The organism is Paenibacillus sp. FSL E2-0151, assembly GCF_037993015.1.
Lineage (GTDB): Bacteria > Bacillota > Bacilli > Paenibacillales > Paenibacillaceae > Paenibacillus > Paenibacillus amylolyticus.
In genome coordinates, this window is record NZ_CP150308.1 from 5,041,152 (window position 1) to 5,056,750 (window position 15,599).

16 protein-coding genes are annotated in these 15,599 nt (G+C 43.8%); 7 read left to right on the plus strand and 9 right to left on the minus strand.

From position 1 onward, the window contains the following. Positions 1 to 56 precede the first annotated feature (56 nt). Positions 57 to 533 (minus strand): DUF6790 family protein, encoded by a 477-nt coding sequence (locus MHI55_RS22605; protein WP_026080959.1) that lies wholly within the window; start codon positions 531 to 533, stop codon positions 57 to 59. Positions 534 to 956: 423 nt separating this feature from the next. On the opposite strand from MHI55_RS22605, the gene MHI55_RS22610 reads away from it, so the two are divergent. Both MHI55_RS22610 and MHI55_RS22615 read left to right on the plus strand, forming a co-directional pair. Next, complete coding sequence (locus tag MHI55_RS22610; RefSeq protein ID WP_047843833.1) at positions 957 to 1,382, plus strand: Rrf2 family transcriptional regulator; 426 nt, start codon at positions 957 to 959, stop codon at positions 1,380 to 1,382. 110 nt (positions 1,383 to 1,492) lie between these two features. After that, positions 1,493 to 2,350: an SDR family oxidoreductase gene (locus tag MHI55_RS22615; RefSeq protein ID WP_340386967.1), complete on the plus strand. Its 858-nt coding sequence runs from the start codon at positions 1,493 to 1,495 to the stop codon at positions 2,348 to 2,350. 171 nt (positions 2,351 to 2,521) lie between these two features. Here MHI55_RS22615 and MHI55_RS22620 read toward each other — a convergent pair whose 3' ends face one another. Both MHI55_RS22620 and imm48 read right to left on the minus strand, forming a co-directional pair. Continuing rightward, positions 2,522 to 3,079, minus strand: a complete 558-nt coding sequence (locus MHI55_RS22620) for an RNA 2'-phosphotransferase (protein WP_340390629.1) — start codon at positions 3,077 to 3,079, stop codon at positions 2,522 to 2,524. A gap of 31 nt (positions 3,080 to 3,110) precedes the next feature. Further along, positions 3,111 to 3,566, minus strand: coding sequence for an Imm48 family immunity protein (imm48, locus tag MHI55_RS22625; protein WP_340386969.1), 456 nt, complete (start codon positions 3,564 to 3,566; stop codon positions 3,111 to 3,113). A gap of 393 nt (positions 3,567 to 3,959) precedes the next feature. Between imm48 and MHI55_RS22630 the strand changes: the two genes are divergently transcribed. Continuing rightward, positions 3,960 to 4,844: a stalk domain-containing protein gene (locus MHI55_RS22630; protein WP_315371287.1), complete on the plus strand. Its 885-nt coding sequence runs from the start codon at positions 3,960 to 3,962 to the stop codon at positions 4,842 to 4,844. A 257-nt stretch (positions 4,845 to 5,101) separates the two neighbouring features. On the opposite strand, the gene MHI55_RS22635 is transcribed toward MHI55_RS22630, so the two are convergent. From MHI55_RS22635 to MHI55_RS22645, 3 genes are all read right to left on the minus strand, one after another. After that, the gene (locus MHI55_RS22635) at positions 5,102 to 6,091 is read right to left on the minus strand and encodes a serine/threonine-protein kinase (RefSeq protein ID WP_340386971.1); all 990 of its coding nucleotides are present in this window, start codon (positions 6,089 to 6,091) and stop codon (positions 5,102 to 5,104) included. A gap of 299 nt (positions 6,092 to 6,390) precedes the next feature. Further along, on the minus strand, positions 6,391 to 7,260 hold the full coding sequence (locus tag MHI55_RS22640; RefSeq protein ID WP_340386973.1) for an alpha/beta hydrolase: 870 nt from the start codon (positions 7,258 to 7,260) through the stop codon (positions 6,391 to 6,393). A gap of 332 nt (positions 7,261 to 7,592) precedes the next feature. Beyond that, positions 7,593 to 8,246 (minus strand): ribonuclease H family protein, encoded by a 654-nt coding sequence (locus MHI55_RS22645; protein ID WP_036615228.1) that lies wholly within the window; start codon positions 8,244 to 8,246, stop codon positions 7,593 to 7,595. A gap of 154 nt (positions 8,247 to 8,400) precedes the next feature. Between MHI55_RS22645 and MHI55_RS22650 the strand changes: the two genes are divergently transcribed. Further along, the gene (locus MHI55_RS22650) at positions 8,401 to 9,033 is read left to right on the plus strand and encodes a DUF421 domain-containing protein (RefSeq protein WP_282320634.1); all 633 of its coding nucleotides are present in this window, start codon (positions 8,401 to 8,403) and stop codon (positions 9,031 to 9,033) included. A gap of 144 nt (positions 9,034 to 9,177) precedes the next feature. Here MHI55_RS22650 and MHI55_RS22655 read toward each other — a convergent pair whose 3' ends face one another. Then, on the minus strand, positions 9,178 to 9,945 hold the full coding sequence (locus tag MHI55_RS22655) for an ABC transporter ATP-binding protein (protein ID WP_047843839.1): 768 nt from the start codon (positions 9,943 to 9,945) through the stop codon (positions 9,178 to 9,180). A 2-nt stretch (positions 9,946 to 9,947) separates the two neighbouring features. Further along, a complete protein-coding gene (locus MHI55_RS22660) occupies positions 9,948 to 11,024 on the minus strand; it encodes an iron ABC transporter permease (protein ID WP_340390630.1) in 1,077 nt (358 codons plus the stop codon). Positions 11,025 to 11,190: 166 nt separating this feature from the next. On the opposite strand from MHI55_RS22660, the gene MHI55_RS22665 reads away from it, so the two are divergent. Then, on the plus strand, positions 11,191 to 12,258 hold the full coding sequence (locus MHI55_RS22665) for an ABC transporter substrate-binding protein (RefSeq protein WP_340386975.1): 1,068 nt from the start codon (positions 11,191 to 11,193) through the stop codon (positions 12,256 to 12,258). A gap of 222 nt (positions 12,259 to 12,480) precedes the next feature. After that, positions 12,481 to 13,680: an MFS transporter gene (locus tag MHI55_RS22670; protein WP_340386977.1), complete on the plus strand. Its 1,200-nt coding sequence runs from the start codon at positions 12,481 to 12,483 to the stop codon at positions 13,678 to 13,680. Positions 13,681 to 13,783: 103 nt separating this feature from the next. On the opposite strand, the gene MHI55_RS22675 is transcribed toward MHI55_RS22670, so the two are convergent. Continuing rightward, complete coding sequence (locus MHI55_RS22675) at positions 13,784 to 14,236, minus strand: Lrp/AsnC family transcriptional regulator (RefSeq protein WP_017687134.1); 453 nt, start codon at positions 14,234 to 14,236, stop codon at positions 13,784 to 13,786. A gap of 170 nt (positions 14,237 to 14,406) precedes the next feature. Here MHI55_RS22675 and MHI55_RS22680 point away from each other — a divergent pair, with 170 nt between their 5' ends. Then, on the plus strand, positions 14,407 to 15,591 hold the full coding sequence (locus MHI55_RS22680) for a serine hydrolase domain-containing protein (protein WP_340386979.1): 1,185 nt from the start codon (positions 14,407 to 14,409) through the stop codon (positions 15,589 to 15,591). The last annotated feature ends 8 nt before the right edge of the window (positions 15,592 to 15,599 follow it).

A 15,599-nucleotide genomic window follows, 5' to 3' on the forward strand; every position in this document is an offset into this window, starting at 1 on the left:
ACACCTCATCGTTTAATTGAGATTCAAGCTGTGTAAGGCAAAAAATCAGTTACAGCTTAGTGCATTACCCAGATTCCACCAGCCAATACGGAGAGAACCGTGATAAACGTTTGATACACCACATCCATAATGAGATTCCCGATACTGTCTCCATCTGCCTTGCGATTTTTAATCATGACATAAGTATGTGACCAAAGACCACTTAATCCGTATATGTACATCGTTACCAATACACCAACCCAAAAGTTCCCTTGGAACCAGATGGCCATAATCCCCATAACTCCAAGCCCTACCTGGGAAAAACCGTATTTAACCTGAAATGGTCCACCAGGCCATCCTAACATTTTGGCTGTCTGATCCGCTCTGGCAATGTTGACAACATAACCAATCACTCCAACCAATCCAAACGTAACCACAAACTGATGAAGCAGCAACACCCTGCTAATCTCGCTCATTTCCCCGGGAAAACCTAACACATATAGGTGTACTCCCCCTGAAATTAGACCTAACAACCATAGAACCAAAAACCACATGCCTGTCCCACTCCCGCCGTTTGTTATTTGGAATCATTTGTAACTAAATGTACAATCTTGTAGTTAAACACATTATATAATCGCTTTTACATTTGTCAATTCATACATAATTTTCTATTTTGTCGAAGCTTTTGTCATTTTTCTTCTTCTGTACGCAAACAAGAAAACCATATAGTTCCATTTAACTTGAAAATAATAGGAATTTAGCCCTATTATTACATTAAAAGGTTTGAAACCTACTTCTTTTTTAACGCTTCAAAAGAACCACAACTCATTTATTTGACATAGGTGATAGTTCAATTATCATCTGTTTGATCATCTACGATTCCAGAACAACAGCAACTATCCATTAAAATATAATATAAAGGAATTGACATCCGATCTATTTGTAACTATTATAGTTACAACGGTGGTGATTATCCCATGAGACAAATCAGCAGTCGCTTTTCCATTGCGGTTCATACCCTGTCCCTGATCGCTGTTATGCCCAATGAATGCACCGGGGATGTGATCGCGCAGAGTGTGAATACAAATCCCGTGATTATTCGGCGGATTATGTCCAAGTTGAAACAGGCTGGTCTAATTGACGTCAGACCCGGTGTAGGCGGTGCTTCCTTGTTGAAAGATCCAGCCAACATTACCCTTCTTGATGTATATCGAGCGCTTGAGGTCGTGGAGGATGGGGAATTGTTTAACTTTCACAAACATCCGAATCCGAAATGTCCGGTCGGCAACATGATTGAACACACCTTGCGTGCCGAACTCATTGAGGCTCAGACAGCCATGGAACAGCGCTTGAATCGTGTAACCATACAGCAGATGATGGATCAGATTCATGTCTCTGAATAACAAAGCTCATTATGAGCTTTTTTTAACCCTTTCGTTGTAATCACACCTGTTATAACATTTTTGATTACATCCATATGCAAACAAAACACATATCCTAGGAGGAAAAGAAAATGAAAATTTTGGTTACTGGCGCCACAGGTCATTTGGGTTCACTGGTTGTAGAGGCATTGTTGAAAAACAATTCTGCCAAGGATGTGGCAGTAAGTGTACGTAATCCAGAGAAAGCGGAAGCACTCCGCACTCAAGGGGTTGACGTGCGTCATGGTGATTTCGATCAACCGGAGACGTTAGAGAAAGCTTTTGCCGGTGTAGACCGTCTGTTGCTCATCTCGACTGATGGTGACAATGAAACGCGTATTCGCCAACATCAGGCTGCCATTGACGCTGCCAAGAACGCAGGCGTGGGTTTCATCGCTTATACAAGCGTTGTGAATGCAGAGAAAAATACCCTTTCCCTGGCGGAAGTTCACCGCGCTACAGAAAAAGCTATTCGTGAATCCGGCATTCCGTATTCCTTCCTGCGCAACAACTGGTACCTGGAAAATGAAGCAGGCAGTGTGCAAGCATCTACCCAAGGTGCACCTTGGGTTCATGCCACCAACAACAGCCAAGTAGGCTGGGCTACCCGCAGTGACTATGCCCATGCAGCAGCAGCTGTTCTCGCAGGAGAAGGACATGAGAATACCGTATATGAATTGTCCGGCAAACTACGCACGCAAGCTGAACTGGCTGCCATTGTTGGTGAAGTGCTTGGGCAGGAAATCAACGTGCAAAACGTGGACGATGCCGCTTACGCTGACATCATGAAAGGTGCAGGTCTACCGGACTTTGTCGTATCGATGCTTGTTGATATGCAAAGTGCCATCCGTGAAGGCGCATTGGCTGTAGAGAGTGATACTTTAGAGAAATTGCTTGGCCGTCCGGCTCAGCCACTTAGCGAAGGTATTAAAGCAATTGTAGGCAAGTAAGTTTTGGATATGAGAAAGGGACACACCAACAAGTGTTGGATGCGTCCCTTTTTTTGTGTAGCTAACGATCAATACAACGGTATACAACTTGAACGGAAGACTACACATTCAATCCATTCATTGCGACTGTTGCAATTCGAGATAGGTATTTATGCTTTCCACAACAGTTCATCACTCATTGCTCACCAGTAACTGCTCAAGAATATAACGTGCAGGAATGTGATCGACCAGCCAGATATTTTCGTTTCCATGATAAAAGAGGATTCCGTCTGTGGAAGCTTGAGCAGCATTGATTCTCAAAATGACAGGCTGATCATCCCGTCTTCGTCCCACCTGATTGGCTGTATCGATGTCTGCGGACAGATGTACATATTGCCTTTGCCGCGGCTGTAAGCCATGTTCCATAATAGAATGCACTGCGCGTGCCGGGGTCCCATGGTACAGGGTTTCCGGTGGCTCAGCAGATATCTTTGATATCTTATGGGGTGTCGAATGTCCATACAATGCCCGGATGCGGCCTGAACGGATTTCATGTCTCTTTTTCTCCGAGGCTTGAATCATCTGCTCCAAATCGGCTTGCGTGACTTCCTTCCACTGCGGACTTTCATGTAAAGCCACCAGCAATTGCGAGATTTCCACCCAACCCTCTTCGTCCAGTTCCAGTTCATACTCCCATGGTGCATGTCGCAGAGCGTATGAGAGTTCCTTGCTTAATTTCATCAGATCCAATGCAATCATCTCCCACATCTATTAAAACCGTCTATTTTTGCGATTGAACCGCTGTTAAAATCTCCTGAATGTTACGTTCCAATCCTTCATCGTTTTCCTGGTTGAATTGGCGGTGTCCATCAATCCCACGTTGGATAATCGTATTCATCACCGGATGAACCTCACGATCAGAAGCCACCCGAATCAGATCATCGGCAAAATCAACCGCCTGCTGTTCACTGTAATTAAACGGTTTAATGAGCATCCGAATGCTCAAGGCATGGGCCTGCGGCTCCGCTAGCTGATCCCGATGAGTGATGCCATACACCGCGCCAAAACCAAAAGCAGCCATGACCTGACGCTCCAGTTCTGTTGTCTGTTCCAAAGGCGTGCCAATCAGCTCACACATTTTGTCCACCATCTGCTCCAGCTCGTTTGCTGCCGCAGCCAGAATTACGTCATTAATATCGTCAGCGTTGATAAATTCAGTCATATTGGTTTTCTCCATTTCTGCACCGTATTTGATCCATTCTCTCAGACTCTATGAGAACATTGTATCGGAGTTGGGGTGTTCGTTTCAAATTACTCTGCGGATAAAAAGCAATGATTCGGATGTCTACCTTGTATGAATTGGACGTAAATTGGCCAATCTCTCCGTCCTAGTGGACCTATATAACCAACAGCTCTTACCTGATTAAAGCATCTTGATAATAAGCATTACTTCCCATGTCAAGTTCCTAGAAGAGAAGTTAACTTCAAAAATTCAATTTTATGTTAAAATGCCAATGCACACCTGTAAAAGAGTATCAGATTCTAGCTATATTTATTAGTAATATTTAACTATTCTAACTTTATTAAAGGTGTTACTATTATCCTATAAAAAATACTAGGAGTGATTTTTATGAAAAAAAAAGCTATATCTTTTTTTGTAATTATTTCGTTACTAATTTTATCAACCGTGAGCCAAGTAGGTGCTGCCCCCCTTACTTACTCTGTCTTTTTTAATCAGGTTAAGCTTGATGTCATCCCTATTAACTACAAAGGGAAACTCTATTTTGATGCGAAACAGGTCTTTCAGTCTGCCCAATATAAGTATTATTTTGATACTAAAGAAAAAACATATATTATAGATAAAGCTTACAGTACAGGACAAAAAACAATTCGTTTCAAAACTGGAGAAAAAAAATATACTTTAAACTCTGAAAAACATACAACAACTGAACCTCCTATTTACATTAATAATAAGACACTAATTACTCCTCTTTTCTTTTCTGAAGTTACAGAAGAAAAACTTTCAATTACGGAATCTAAAAAAATTATTAATTTCGGGAATTATGATATGGCCAGCGTTGGGAATATAAAAGGTGTTCTTACTTGGCAGTACAATAAATACATAGGAACTAAGCCCGATGTAAATGCTAAAATTGTTCTAATTCCAAGAGACATACCAAAATACTCTAGAATTCATGATACAATTTTCGGAATTACGTTCTCTTCAAAAGGTACTAATGGAATTTACACCTCTAAGGCTGACGGTTATGGTTCTTATAACATTGACAATGTTCCTACTGGAAGGTATTTTTTATTGTTTTCATCTAAGAACACCAACAGTGATATGACAATTGGAGAGTATGATCAAAAAAGACTTGAGCCATTATTTGGAATTCCAACATGGGAAAATATAATCTTAAATCTGAAATTGAACAAATATGAACTCAGAGAGATTGAAATTTCAAAAGATCACACCCTAACGGAAAGTCACGATTTTGGATACACCTATTTTTAACTGGCTCACTTTCTGAAAACATAACTGCATTTATACAAATTCAGGAAATATGCAAGACTTTGTCCTCTTTCTTGAAGACCTACAAAATAAACTAAAAGGAAAAATCACCTACAGGAAGCTATCTCTGAAAATATAAAAGAAACAAGCCAGTTCGCCCCATATGTACGGGTAAGAACTGGCTTGTTTCTATTTACACCTATTTAACGGTTATGCTTGCATTTAAGCCTATCTACTTTAGTAACATAGGTCATGACTGCTTACGCCGTCTCATGTTGCTTTTTCGGCTCCACTTCATAGACCTGCGTATGTTGATTCTCGGCTAAAGACCATTCCACTGTACCTGGCTTGCGCACTTTCCATACCCAGGCTTGAACTCGCAGCGAGCTTCTGACCCAAGCTAAGGAAGCACAGCGTTTCTCAGAACGAACCGTCAACCCCCAATGAATAACACGAGCGAGCCAAGGATTCACATACTCATTATGTGAGCGAACAGATGGCAATTCATCCTGGAACAACCGCTGTTTCACGTCCATAGGGGGTTGCCCACATGTCCAATAATGGAGCAGAGCTGCCAAACTATAGATGTCCGACATCGGTCCTTGACTAGATTTCTCCGAATAAAACTCCAGCGGAGAATAACCTGCCGATGTAAATATCACCTGTTTCTCTCCGGATTGCATAGGCCAACGGGTAGCTGAGCCAAAGTCCAGAAGTTTGGGTGTACCATCCTCCATAACCATAATGTTGGAAGGTTTCACATCCCGGTGAAGAATGCCTTGCTTATGTATGTAATCCAATGTATCCACCAGTGGAAGCAGCGTCTCCGTTATGAAAGCAGCATCAAGAGCATGATTATGTTCAATCAAATACTCGGTCAATGTGATTCCCGTGCAGTATTCCATAACCAGATACCCCGTACCATTCGCTTCAAAATGATCCATATACGATACAATATGGGGATGATCTAGTTTCGATAATAGTTCACCTTCGAGCAGAAATGCAGCCAGTAACTCCTGATATTGCCCACCGTATCCTCGTGAAGAGCAGAACACCCCTCGCTTGTCTGCCTGCCGTTCAGCCATTCTCTGTGGGAAAAATTCCTTAATGGCTATTTTGGCACCTGTGTTACGATCTCGCCCTGCATATACAATAGCCAACTCACTGCTGGCCAATACCTGTCTTACCTGATATGTATCATTTATAATCACATTGCGCTGCAATGTCATTTTACAATTGTCTTTTCTCATAACAGACCTCTTTTCAACCTTGTCGATCGGAAGACTTTCCGCGTAAATGCATCACTTGGTTTAACCAGTCAGCAATTCATCGCCAACTATACATATAAACCAAATGATGCAATTTGAAACACCTTCACGCGAAATATTTAAATATTAATGATATCAAGCCTTCTTCGTTCTACTGCTAATCCCTATCCACACTATTCTATAGAAGAAAAGCATTCTCTTATATAGAGTATCGACAGATGGATGTAATTACTTTATTAAACTGGAGAAAAACATTTCTCATCCTTCATTAACAGCTTTTATTAATAATTATTCTGTAAAAAACGCCCGATTTCCTCGTTCATCTGAACCAATACGTCCTGTGAAGGGAAATGTCCTGTATCATACTTGATGGTTTTTACATTCGTAATAATCTTTTGAGCTCGCTCAATACACTTATCAGCTGGGAAAAAGACATCCTTCTCCCCTACCAATAACAAGGTTGGTGACGTATAATTCACCAGTTCTTCCCGCTCCGTAAGCTTGGGCAGATCCTGATCTATACTGACGTATTTAAAAAGTTTACCAATAATGTTTTTATCCATTTCTTTCATGCAGTTGCACGACATGTTGTCCGTAATTTTTTGCAAAGAAGATGGTGAAGACGTCATACGATACTTGACGAGTGGCAGCGTGATATCCTGAGCTGTTTTAATTTTGGAATTGACCGCAAGACCCGCAGGAGCAACCAATACGGCACACGAGATGCGTTCCGGAATATAGGTAGCCAGTCTGAGGATAATGCCTCCTCCAAACGATGGACCGATAAATGCACTCTTTTCAATATCATAGTGATCTAACAGATCCGATACCCATAATGCCAAGCTATCAAACCGTGTGGAGATACTCGCTTCCTCGCTATAACCAGGATGACCAATCGTATCAGGAGCAATAATCCGGTATTCTTTAAATAAAGAAGAGAACCATGACAACGTCATCGGATTCACACAATTACCGCCTTGGAGAATAAATAACGGCTTGCCATCTAGAGGACCCGTCAGTAAAACATGTGTCTTTCCAAAACGCGTCTCTACATACTCCCGAGTAAATTTCTCACCCAACTCGTTCAAATAAATCTCATACTCTTCAAGGATGCTGCTCTTGCCTTCTTCACTTCTATAAATGGAACTCATGTCTGCCTCCTGCAATATATACTCAAATACCCCATTCTATTGAATGGACTTGCTAATCAATGGACCAAAAAGATAAAGAGGGCCTGCAGATGACAGGCTCCTCCATATGTTTAACTAATCATATTCAGATGATTATAGAGCGGAAACTGGAAATTGTAAATAACGATTCTAATAGACCAGAAATTAAGGAGGCATCCTTTGGAAAAATCAATTTCATAACTCACTAAAAATGGATTTTTGTAACTAGATATAGACAAATCAAACCGCTTTGATCTATATCTAGCCTTGATTGAAGCAGCGAAAGGTATTATGAAATTGATACGGATAAATACCTACTTCCGGCCGTAATCTGCCTTGATTTCGCCCCACTGTTTGGTCTGCCATTTTAGCACTTTATTGCTGTACGTATTCGTCTGGAGCCACTGCTCGGCACGATCAATCATCAACCAGATCTCTTCCGTGGAGTTGTCTCTTGGCAACGTTGTGGCTACTTTTTTCTGCTTTAGCCATTTCATGGCATTGACCGAGTCGGTATACACCGTTTTGGTACTGCCTTCTTTTTTCAGATGTGCAAGGGCATGTACAATGGCCAAAAATTCGCCCAGATTGTTCGTGCCTTTGGAGATCGGTCCGACGGAGAAAATAACCTCACCGGTGCGGGTGTCTACCCCTTTGTATTCTACAGGTCCGGGGTTACCACGTGTGCCCACATCAACAGAGACGCTGTCGTAATCCACTTCCTCTGACGTTTCCATGCCAGCACTTCTTCCGCTACCAGCCGACTTTGTCTTCGACGCTCCGCCTGCACTTGAACCCCAGTTCCCTTTCCATCCAGCACGATACGCTTCTTCTGCGGCTGTTTTGGACTCATAGGATTTATATTTTGCTCCAGTATAATGATCCGTCTGCGCTTTGCAATCTGCCCATGTGTTATACACACCCGGCTTCTTGCCTTCCCAGACAACATAGTATTTCTGTTTTGCCACTGTAACCCGCTCCTTTGTTCACTTCATCAATACCCTATTGTAAACGATCCGGTGGGCGGAATGAAAGCTATGGATTTAGCCATCTGCATAATTTCTCCAACTCCAGAACAGTCTAAGAAGCAAAACGCATACTGGAATAGAAAGGAATATACGTATGGACTGGATATGGAAATCTGTTTTACTTGTACTTATCGGCATGATTCTGCTGCGAATTGCAGGACGTAAATCGATCTCACAGATGAGTGTCGCCACAACGGTCATCATGATCTCCATCGGAACAACGATTGTACAGCCCATCGCAAATCATGAGCTTGGCAAAGCGATTGGATCAGCATCAGTCTTCATTTTGACATTGCTTGTAGTGGAACAACTGCAATTGAAATTTAATATTTTTGAACGGTTAATGAGTGGCAGTTCCAAAATCGTGGTAGAGGACGGAAAGGTCATTATCCCGAATCTGAAACGCATGCGTTATACGATGGATCAGCTTGAGATGCATATGCGACAGCACGGAATTACAAGTGTAGACGATCTGGAGACGGCGACGGTAGAACCCAATGGTCAACTCGGTTATGTCCTGAAACGACATGCTCGTCCCGTGACGATTGGAGATCTGGAAGAGATCCTACGAAGTTATGCAATTACAGGTAGTAGTCCAGCAACGGGAGAACACCCCCAACAAGACAACAGCAGCAAGTCTTCAACGCATAGCGATAACTCCTCAGATATTTTTCAAGAAGTTAGCAAAGGTGCTCATGCTCATCCCGTTGATCCTAAGCTTCAATAGTTGATCCCTACCCCCACCTAAAAAACAAAAGACCGGCCCTGTGAGCACTCAACAACATCGCTCCAACAGGCACGGTCTATGTTCATTTCAATTGATTATTTCGAAAGATTGCTCCGGGTCATCCAAACGAAGATATAGTCCCAATCAACGTGTACTCAGGTAAGCAATGCCCAGGCCACCTGTAACCGGATTTGTATAGATTTCACAATCCACATCGAATACCTCACCAATCATCTCGCGAGTCAGAATATCAGCCGGTTTGCCATGGACCACAATCTGGCCCTTTTTCACCACATAGAGATAATCGCAATATTCTGCGGCGAGTTCGAGATCATGCAGCGCTGCCAATATGCCAATGCCTAGTCCACGGACAATATTTAGAATTTGAAGCTGGTATTTGATGTCCAAATGGTTCGTCGGCTCGTCCAGAATCAGGAATTGGGGTTGCTGTGCCAAGACACGTGCCAAGACGACACGCTGTTTTTCCCCACCAGACAAAGACACGTAATTGCGGTCTGCATGTCCAGTCAGATGTACTTTTTCCAAAGCCTGCTCTACGATTTCATGATCCCGTTCATTATCCGTCTCCAGCATTTTTTTGTGTGGGGTACGGCCCATCATGACCATCTCGCGTACTGTAAAATCAAAACTCAATTCATTAAACTGGCCAACAACGCCCATGTGTCTGGAAACAAGCTTTGGACTGGATTTGAGAATATCGGTATTGTCCAGAAAAACCTTACCTTGCTGCGGTTTGATCACTTTATAAATGCTCTTGAGCAGTGTTGACTTGCCACAACCATTGGGTCCGATCAGTCCAACGAACTGTTTACCGTTCACCTGTAATGAAATATCCTTGATGATGTCCGTGTTCAGCACAGAGATGGATACATTTTCTACGTTCAGCTTCATCTTTAATTTCCTCCAAAACCGTAGCCTTTTTTGACCAGCATATACATAAACATTGGTGCACCAATCATGGCTGTAATAATCCCGATTGGCAACTCCACGCTGGATATGAGGGATCGTGCAATAACATCCGTCCAGATAAGGAAAATGGCTCCAAACAGCACAGATACAGGCATCACCTTACGATGGTCGGAACCCACGAGACCTCTGACGATATGCGGAATAATGAGGCCGACAAAACCAATCATGCCACAGCTCGCCACCATAACGCCTGTCACCAAAGCGGTTAACAGCATGTACACCCTGCGGTACACACTCAGATTAATGCCCAATGTAACGGCTGCTTCATCCCCCAATAACATCGTATTAAGAACTCTGGACTGTAAAAGGAAAAATAGAATCGCCACCAGCACGACGATACCCACGAGTGGAAGCTTGTTCCATCCGGAAGCCGCCAGGCTGCCCATGGTCCAGAACGTCACCGTTTTGATGCCTTCAGCATTGTTGGCAAAATAAATAATAAAGTTCGAAAAAGCGCTGCATAACGCGTTAATCACCATTCCCGCAAGCACCAGCTTGACCGACGTCATTTTCCCCCGAATCCCTGCCAAAGTCAGAACCAGTAAGGACGCACCCATCGCACCGGCAAAGGCCCAGAAAGCCACCCCCGTCTGACCTAGCCACCCAATCGCACCGAATCCAATAAGAATTGCAAAGGTTGCTCCAAGTGAAGCACCTGAGGATATACCTAGTATGTAAGGATCAGCGAGCGGATTCTGCACAGCAGCCTGCATAACAGCACCGCACAAGGCCAAGCCTGCACCGATAAACATCGCCATCAGCACACGCGGGAAACGAATCTGCCAGATAATATCGGTAAAGGAACCTGCCTCAATGGGTGTTGTCCCCCACTGAAATCCCGTTAATTTGTATAAAAGAATACGATACGACTCCGCCAGTGGAATTTGTACCTGTCCAATGGAAACTGCAATACCTACGGATATAAGCGTAATCATGATTAAAGCTGCAATCAGTAAAGTAAACCCGGATTTACTATGAATCAGAGACTCTCTTTTCCCCATACGCTGTGTCTGAACCTGAACCGTCTGTGCCATCTCTTCCCCCATCAATTCGCGTAAAATGTAGAACAAATTAAATTTAGCTATTTACAATGTGTTTTCTCGGATTATAATTGAGAATGATTATCTTTGTCAATTTAAAACACATAGAAAAGGGGTTCGTCATTTAATGAAATTCACATCCAGAACCATTGGCATCGTCGCTGCTCTAAGTCTCCTGTTACTGCTACTTGCAGCCTGTTCGAACGCATCAACTTCTTCCCCTGCCGAAGAAACAACTTCAACAACTAACACGACAGAAACTTCAGCTTCTGCTGAGAATACAAATAAAACGACGTACCCGCTCACCATTGAGAATTTCACGATCTCGGGTGAGGGTGGCGAGTGGAAACCCAAAGTGCAGGTATTCGATAAAGCACCTGAACGTGTTGTTGCGAACACCCAGTCTGCGGCTGAGATGCTCATCAAATTAGGTCTGACCGATAAAATGGTCGGTGTTGCTGCTCTTTATGGTTCCGTTACACCGGATGTGGCTGATGATTTCGCCCAAATTCCGGTATTGTCCAAGGATTATGTCGGTAAAGAGCTGGTTGTAGGTGCAAGCCCAGATCTGGTACTCGGACGGGGCGACCTGTTCGCTGATGCAGACTGGGGCGTGGGTACCGTCGATGGATTGAATGACATGAATATCCGCACGTTCCTGCAAACAACCAACCACAAAGGTTCACTCGATAGCCTGTATAGTGATATTGCACAACTTGGGCAGATCTTCGATGTTCAAGAAAATGCCACAACATTCACGGAAAATCTGAAGACTCGTGTTGCAGCCATTAAGGCAAGTGTAGCCGATCAGCCTGAGCAACGTTTTGCTTATATCGTACCCGCTACAGAAGACACCATTACGGTAAGCAGCATGCAGAACGATACGTATCAGCTTGATGCACTTAGCCTGTTGAAGCTGAAAAATACGTTTGATGGTGTGCAAGGTGAAGTTAGTGTAGAGCAACTGATCACAGCGAACCCGGACTACCTGCTCTTGTCCGCGTATGCCGGTTCACCGGATATCGACAAGCTGATTCAGAATCTGTATGCCAACCCTGCCCTGCAAAGTATGAACGCAATCAAGAACAAACAGATCTATGTCACAGATTTCAGCCAGTTCTGGGGTTATGGATATCAAATTCTGGATGGCATTGAGAAAATGGGACAGGAAATGAAAGCTAATCCAATTAAGTAATGACTTGAGCCAATGAGCAGGAGAAGACATTCTCCCTGCTCATTTTTTCAGTCCACTTTAGAACATACTAAATTAACGGATAAACTCACAAATTAAATTAAAAATCATGTTAAAACCTCCTTCTTACCTTTAATCCTGTATGCAAAAGTTTGATTTTTTCAGATAAGCTTATATGCATAGTTCTGGATAAGATTAAACGATAAGAAAAGAGGTTTTTTATTCATGGCCATTAACACACCCCTCCCAAAACAAAGGGAGCTGCCTTCCATATCTTCAGAACGCCTTCCGTGGGCTGGGCTTCTTGCATTAGCCATGGCGGGATTTATTTGCATCCTCACTGAAAGCCTGCCTGCGGGACTGCTGCCGCAAATTGCAAAAGACTTGGGGATCACAGAGGCCCTCACAGGACAGTTGGTGACTCTTTATGCCATTAGATCACTTGTTGCTGCCATTCCCTTGACTACTGCTACACGCGGATGGAGACGCCGACCTCTACTGTTAGTATGCATTAGTGGTTTTCTTGTCTTTAACACCGTTACCGCCTTATCTTCGGATTATATCCTGACACTTGCTGCTCGTTTCATGGCGGGAGTCTCTGCGGGTGTGTTATGGGGAATGACAGCAGGTTATGCTCGTCGGATGGTCCCGGATTCGCTAAAAGGTAAAGCCATGGCTGTGGCTATGGTCGGCACACCGTTAGCATTAGCCCTGGGTGTTCCAATCGGTAGTTTTCTCAGTTCTTATGTCGGCTGGCGCCTCATCTTCGGGATGGTATCTCTTCTAACCGTGGCTTTAATCGTATGGGTTCTCTGGAGAATGCCGGATTTTGCCGGAGAGCCAGCTGGTGAACGTCTTCCGCTGCATAAGGTGTTTTTAATTCCGGGAGTTAGGCCTATTCTGTTTGTTGTTCTGGCCTGGATGCTTGCCCATAACATTCTATATACCTATATTTCTCCCTACCTTGCCCAGACCGTATTTGCTAACAGAGTCGACTTGATTTTGCTCATTTTCGGTTTTACTTCCATTGTTGGAATTTGGTTAACCGGCATGCTCATTGACCGATTTTTGAGGAGATTGGTTATCATTAGCTTGGCATCATTCGCTCTGGCCTCTGTCGCGATGGGAATCGCTACTCATCAACCTGTGATTATTATCCTTGGCGTCATGATCTGGGGACTTACGTTTGGCGGGGCCGCGACACTGTTACAGACTGCCATCGCTCAAGCCGGAGGCAAAAGCACAGATGTCGCCCAATCGATGCTGGTTACAGCATGGAATCTGGCAATTGGTGGAGGAGGCATCATCGGGGCCATTCTTCTTGAAGTATTTGGAGCAGGATACCTTTCTGGGGCACTGTTTATCTTGCTCATTCCTGCGTTGCTTGTAGCTATGCGTGCTTATAAATATGGATTTCCTAAGTAAGTAAAATAACAGGAAGGCATTTTGCATGAGTTACACGCAGGAGGAAAGAGGAGTTCACTTGATGTGGACTCCTCTTCTGTTTTTCATTTTAAAGACCAGAATCTTATTCTGCCTGTGCCAACAGATTTGGTCCTTCCACAAGGTTTTTATGTGCAATCGGAGAAGACATCGTAATCAAGGTCATGTAAGTACCGTACGGATCACACTTGTTCTGAAACTCCTCGAGTCCCTGAATGGTATCTGTGAGGATTTTCAGCAAGTAATTGTACTCTCCGCTTATCCGATAACATTCCACAACTTCAGGTGACGCACGACAGAAATCCAGGAAAGGATAACAATCCCGCGTACGAAAAAGAACATAGGCTGTGCTCTGCTTGCCCAATTTGGATGGGGAGATTACGGTTCGATACTCCTCGATGATTCCCTTTTCTTCCATTCGTTTGACTCGTTCAGTAACGGCGGGCTGAGATAACCCCACCAGTTTGCCGAGTTCGGTCATGGATAATCTCGCCTGATTCTCCAAGTGATACAGAATATGCTGATCTATTTCGTCCATGTGATCCACTCCTTTAAATACATAAGATATATTCAGAAATTACCTTAAGTATATTCGCTAATTCGTTATAATGCCTTTAACAAACCATGTAATACAAGATCAATCATTTATATAATAAACACAGTTATCACGAGAAATCAAATACATCAGTTGGTGAGAGGAAGATAAGCATGAGAAAAGAAGACATGACGGCATTGCATAATTATGTGGATGAAGCCATTGACCGCGCTCTAAGCGAAAAAAGAATCGTAGGAACAGTTGTACAGGTTGCATTAGGAGGGGAACTGGTATATAGCCGGGCTGCTGGTTTCGCAGACAGGGAGCAAAAGCGTACCATGTCGGAAAACGCTCTGTTTCGACTTGCTTCCGTAACCAAACCTATTGTCTCGACAGCAGCTCTGGCATTAATCTCACAAGGAAAGCTGAGTCTGCATGATCCGGTGACACGCTGGCTTCCTGCATTCCGGCCCAAACTTGCCAATGGTCAGGACGCTTTAATATCAGTACATCAGTTGATGACACACACCGCAGGCTTGACATACCGTTTCTTCCAAGAAGATCAGGGAACCTATGAGCTTGCAGGGGTATCGGACGGAATGGATTGGTCTGAAATGAGTCTGGAGGAGAATCTGCAAAGGCTGGCTTCTGCTCCGCTTCTGTATGAGCCAGGCAACATGTGGAGATATTCCATTGCGACAGATGTACTTGGTGCCGTTATCGAAAAGGTAACTGGGATGTCACTACGAGAAGCTGTTCAAACGCTGGTTACTCATCCACTCCACATGACCGACACTGACTTTGTTGCGGTGGATTCGGAACGATTGACAACCGCATATGCTAATGGTTCTGAAGAACCACGTCTCCTTCATAAGGAGTTGGAGCTGATTCCTTTTATTGAGGGTACTGCTGGCTTCCGACTGTCACCCAATCGTGCGAATCATACTTCTGCTTACTTATCAGGCGGAGCGGGTATGGTTGGAAGTACCGGAGATTTTCTTACTTTACTTGAAGCATTGCGACAAGGAGGACAGCCTCTCCTTACAGAAGCCGTTGCGACTGAGATGTCCACCAATCAAATCGGGGATCTCGTGATGCCATACTGGCCAGGCAGAGGGTTTGGCCTTGGTTTTACCGTACTTAAAGATCCTGTCACAGCTGGTACACCGGAATCCCCGGGTACGTGGCGAATGGGTGGAACTTACGGCCATTCCTGGTTTGTTGATCCAAAAGAAGAACTTAGTGTTGCAGCATTCACCAACACGGCACTTGAAGGGATGTCGGGCCAGTATACAACCGATATCTGTGATGCCGTCTACGCGAGCATTCGTGAAGGCAAAGAGGCTGCACGAATATAAATACGAAT